Here is a 4,322-nt window from a genome sequence, read left to right as displayed (position 1 = left end):
CGACTTTGGAAAAATTGTGAGCGTCAATTAATCACCAGTCTGCAAATGGTCGTTTTAGCATTTTTAGCACTATTACTTAAGAGATTTTAGACAGCTTCTAAGACGACGCAAGCTGAACGTATCGAGATTGCACAATGGACTATCGCCAATGAATTGAATTACGTTGAAGCGACAAAGCACTTCGACGTTTCGTATGGACAAGTCTATGCCTGGGTCAAGAAATTCAAGCGAAGTGGTGAATCGTCACTTGCCGATCGGCGTGGTAAATCCAAGGAAAATAATGATCAACTGACCGAACTTGAGAAGAAGGATCTTGAGATTAAACGCCTTAAGGCGCGACTTGAATACGTCTCAACGGAGGCCGCCGTTCTAAAAAAACTTCAGGAAATAGAAAGAAGGAATGCCGCTCAGACGAGCAATATCAGACCATTCAACAACTCGCACAAGAAATGAATCCAGATTCGGCCAAGCCTTATGGCATTAGCACTGCGTGCCGTGCTCTTGATATTTCGCGTGCCGCATATTACAAGTGGTTGAATCGTAAACCAACGATACATCACTTAGAGAATCAGGCGATTCTCGAATATATTATTGAGCTTGAAGAAAATAATCATTACATCTTCGGCGTTAAGCGACTCGTGACCTCCATCAACGTCGAAACGCCGTATCATGTCAGTCACGGCCGTGTTCGTCGAATTATGCGCAAAGGTCACATACAGGCCTCTATTCGCGTCGCGAAGCATGATCGCAGAGCCGAGAAGAAAGAGTATCTCCTTGCCAACAAGCTGTACACTGTGGACGCTGGACATGCATTCCATCCAGTCAGGCCTAATTTAGTCATGGTCACCGATTGTTCAGAGTTAACCTATGGAATCAAGAACGAGAAGAAGCTTCGACTCAGTGCCGTAAAAGATCTGTATGATCATAGCATTATTGCCTGGCGCGTCGCGCCAACTGAGACTGCACAACTAGTGACAGATACCATCAAATTGGCCCTTAAGAACAATAATGGCATTAAGCCCAAGACGATGCATAGTGATCAAGGATCGGCGTACACAGGTGGCGAGTACAATACATTTTTGGCTGGAGAAGGCATTATTCATAGTATGTCTCGCCCAGGCACTCCAGGGGATAACAGCCCAATGGAAAGCTTCTGGAGTCATCTGAAAACCGAACGCTTTGCATTTGAACAAGCTTTATCTGAAGTTGAGATGATGAAACAGATTGAAGACACCATTCACTGGTATAACTATGAACGACGCCAAGAAACCCTAAACGGCATGACGCCGATGGAATATCGGAATCATGCCGTAAAAGAAATTGCATAGGAACTTTAATTATTTGACCTGTCTACTTGACACGGACCAGCGCCTACCGGCCCGTGGAGTTGTATAAGTTAGATTGACAGAACGTTCCCTCTCTGACATGTTTGAAGAAGGTTAATGTTAGGATTTCAAGGCTTACCGCTATTTTCCGTACGAATGTTCCGAGCCAATTATGAATTAGATCTAGCACAAAAATTCCAAAACGCCATTAAATCAACGTTTTGGAATTTTTATTTGCGGGCCTACCGCTAAAATTCGTATGGCTGTTCCATTGACCCCTATTTCAGTGCGAACACACAAGAGTGTACTAGTGCACACATTAGTACAATGATTAATTACTTAGTTTTTTATGTTTTTGAAATACGTCACGTTGTTCTAGGGTTTCGATTGAAGTCTCAATTCCGCGACGTTCGTCTTTAGAAAACGAATCCAGAAAATAATTCAACGCTTTTTCAATGGAATCCTTTTGTGATTTTGAATATCCATTTATTGCAATTGCTTCAGCAATATTTTTTATGTGGTTATTAATTCTAATATTCGCGTAAAAAGTTACACTTGAAACATTATCTTTAGAAGATAATGTTTTTTCTTGAGTCTCTTTCTTTTTAGTTTCTGTTAGATCATCAAGCGTGAATTCTTTTTCGGGCGTAATTTCATGACCTCGATCAAGTGGATCTTTTTTATTTGGATTGTTAATAAGGCTCATAATGACTCCTCCGATATTCTGCTTAATAATTCATCTACCACATTTTTATATACTTCCTGAACAGCTCGATCAAATTGATCTTTAAAGGTAACACCAGTAACATCATACCGTTTAAGCCGTTCCATATTCTTAATAGTTGTCTTAAACATATTTTCTTTTCCAAACATTGTTTCAGCTTTGGATAATGTGCTTAGGTCAACCGGAGCACCATTCTTTAAAAGAACCGGTAAAATACCAGCAACATCTAAAGTTGGTGCATGAAACTGATTAATTAATGTATCTTGCAAGTAACGAATAAACGCCTCGGCACCTTGTAAAGAGCGTTCTTGGGTTTGTAAAACAATAACTGCGTAATCAGTAGCATATAATGCGCTGTCGGTAATTAAACTTATTGTAGGTGGAACGTCAATCAAAATATAATCATATTCACCCTTCCACTCACTAATCATTTGTGATAAATACTTAACGCGCTCACTATAATCTTTTTTTACCGTTTCCATGTATCGAGGGTACAAAGCAAAATCAGCAGATGACGGTAGAACATCAAGATTGTCGACTATATTAATTATTGTAGCTTTGATGTTTTGACTTTTTATTCCTGCCATTAATGTTTCTTTAAAAGTTACCAAATCACCTGTTTTATTTTCTTTAGTTTTAAGATAAAGATTTGTTGCATTTGCTTGTGGATCAAGGTCAATCAAAAGAGTTTTATAACCCCTTCGAGCGAGTTCAATTCCAGTCATTGTCGAATTTGTGGTTTTTCCAGTGCCACCTTTGAAATTTGAAAAAGTTAAAACTGTCGTCATAAACGCTCTCCCCTTTTTATTACATGTATACATTAACACTTAGTAAGGGTGAAAGCAATTTAATTAGTACAAATACACATGTAATAATGTATACATTATTACATGTGTATTTTTTTACATTTTTACAATTATACATTATTACACCACCTAAATAAACGCTGTTATACCGGTATTTATCGCCGTATATTTGTATACAAATACTAATAATTACAAATATACATTCACACATTAGTATTTGTAATTATGTGGTAATGTATACATGTACTAACATTAAAATTTACCGTTGCTATTTTCAGTTCATTAACTTATATTGAAAGAGTAATCAAAACGGGTTACAAATTGAGTATAAAAAGAAAAAGACCGCTGAATGGGAGTTCAGCGGACGACGTATTTCAAAACATTCCAATGTAAATTACGTTGTCATTATAGCTCAAAAAATGTCTTTAGTCGAGTGCTATTAAGTGTACCCTTTTTTAGTCCTCAAGCATTTACTATTTTGCCTTTTTCTTTGCATTGGTTGAACAGTAATCTGCTCGAGGACTTTTTTAATTGCGATTAATTAAGTCCAGCCCCCATCACTCGGGCAACCGGGAGTGGGGAGAGCCACAACTTAATTATTGACGGTAGAAGCCAAACTACCGTGTTGCTAATTGAAGCGATGAAGGGTCTTGGACTTATTAAGGGAATGACGGCGAGCTGCACCTTAATTGACATCCGCTCAAGGAAGCCCGGCATAAAAATAGACAGGTCACGTGAGAGCCGCCGCAGTAAAATCCCACTAGGCCATTCAGTATTACTATGTTGCTGGGTGGCCGAACGTGTGGGCTACGTAATGAACGGTGGTTAGACGGGCGCTGAAATGTGCCGGGGCTAATCGCATGACTGATTACCGAACTAATAAAAATACGTGTGATCAGGGCTGATGAGGGCGTCTATTCATTGGCTTCTCCGAAAAGTAGGAGAACGGCGGTTAGTGGAGTAAAATCCCAAAATACATAGTCAACTGACGGGCGACGGACGACCGACGGCCAAAAGGTAAGTTGATTTTGATTCTCTTGAATTTATATTTTCATAAAATCAAGGGGCAAAATCTGCCCTCAAAGCTTAAAACTCTCTCTAGCCAAAGGGGTCAGTCGCGTTGCTCCTTTGCAAAATCAAAACCGCCAAAGAAAAGTTCAAAAGATAAAGTCAAGTTCAAAGGACTAGGTTCAGTTTTGCTCATAATAAGCGATAACTAGAAAAAGTAAACTGATCCGTGCGGTTAGTGGAGTTAAGAAGCTGTCCAAAGGTTCGCTAGTGCTTGGATTTATAGGTGATTATTCTGTTTTGGATGGAGATTTATTAACTTGGTACCCGTCAGTTACTCACTGAGTTGGTGGACCCGTTTGTGAGTTTGGTGGCGATAGATTTGATAGATCAGTTTTAGTTGGTGATCCTGATCGTGGTAGTAGTTGTAAGAAACTGTTTGAGATCTCTAAAAGCGGC

Annotated in this window: 3 protein-coding genes and 2 pseudogenes; 3 read left to right on the top strand and 2 right to left on the bottom strand. The window is 39.3% G+C overall.

The genetic code is table 11. The annotated features are described in order from the left end of the window. The 3 genes and pseudogenes from FD47_RS15445 to FD47_RS13765 form a co-directional block, all read left to right on the top strand. Positions 1 to 90, top strand: a pseudogene (locus FD47_RS15445) (IS5/IS1182 family transposase); the annotation flags it as partial. Positions 91 to 99: 9 nt separating this feature from the next. Beyond that, positions 100 to 453 (top strand): annotated as a pseudogene (locus FD47_RS13770) (helix-turn-helix domain-containing protein); the annotation flags it as partial. After that, a complete protein-coding gene (locus tag FD47_RS13765) occupies positions 450 to 1,328 on the top strand; it encodes an IS3 family transposase (RefSeq protein WP_054736586.1) in 879 nt (292 codons plus the stop codon). The pseudogene FD47_RS13770 and the gene FD47_RS13765, both read left to right, overlap by 4 nt. A gap of 328 nt (positions 1,329 to 1,656) precedes the next feature. Here the strand turns inward: FD47_RS13765 and FD47_RS13760 are convergent, their stop codons facing one another. Together FD47_RS13760 and FD47_RS13755 are read right to left on the bottom strand one after the other, a co-directional pair. Next, the gene (locus FD47_RS13760) at positions 1,657 to 2,031 is read right to left on the bottom strand and encodes a DUF5388 domain-containing protein (RefSeq protein WP_054736584.1); all 375 of its coding nucleotides are present in this window, start codon (positions 2,029 to 2,031) and stop codon (positions 1,657 to 1,659) included. Then, complete coding sequence (locus tag FD47_RS13755; protein ID WP_054736582.1) at positions 2,028 to 2,837, bottom strand: ParA family protein; 810 nt, start codon at positions 2,835 to 2,837, stop codon at positions 2,028 to 2,030. The genes FD47_RS13760 and FD47_RS13755 overlap by 4 nt, the downstream gene beginning before the upstream one ends. Positions 2,838 to 4,322: the final 1,485 nt, after the last annotated feature.

This window comes from Lentilactobacillus parafarraginis DSM 18390 = JCM 14109 (assembly GCF_001435895.1).
Lineage (GTDB): Bacteria > Bacillota > Bacilli > Lactobacillales > Lactobacillaceae > Lentilactobacillus > Lentilactobacillus parafarraginis.
Note: the sequence above shows the minus strand (reverse complement) of the source record. Positions and strands in the feature narration are given on the sequence as shown.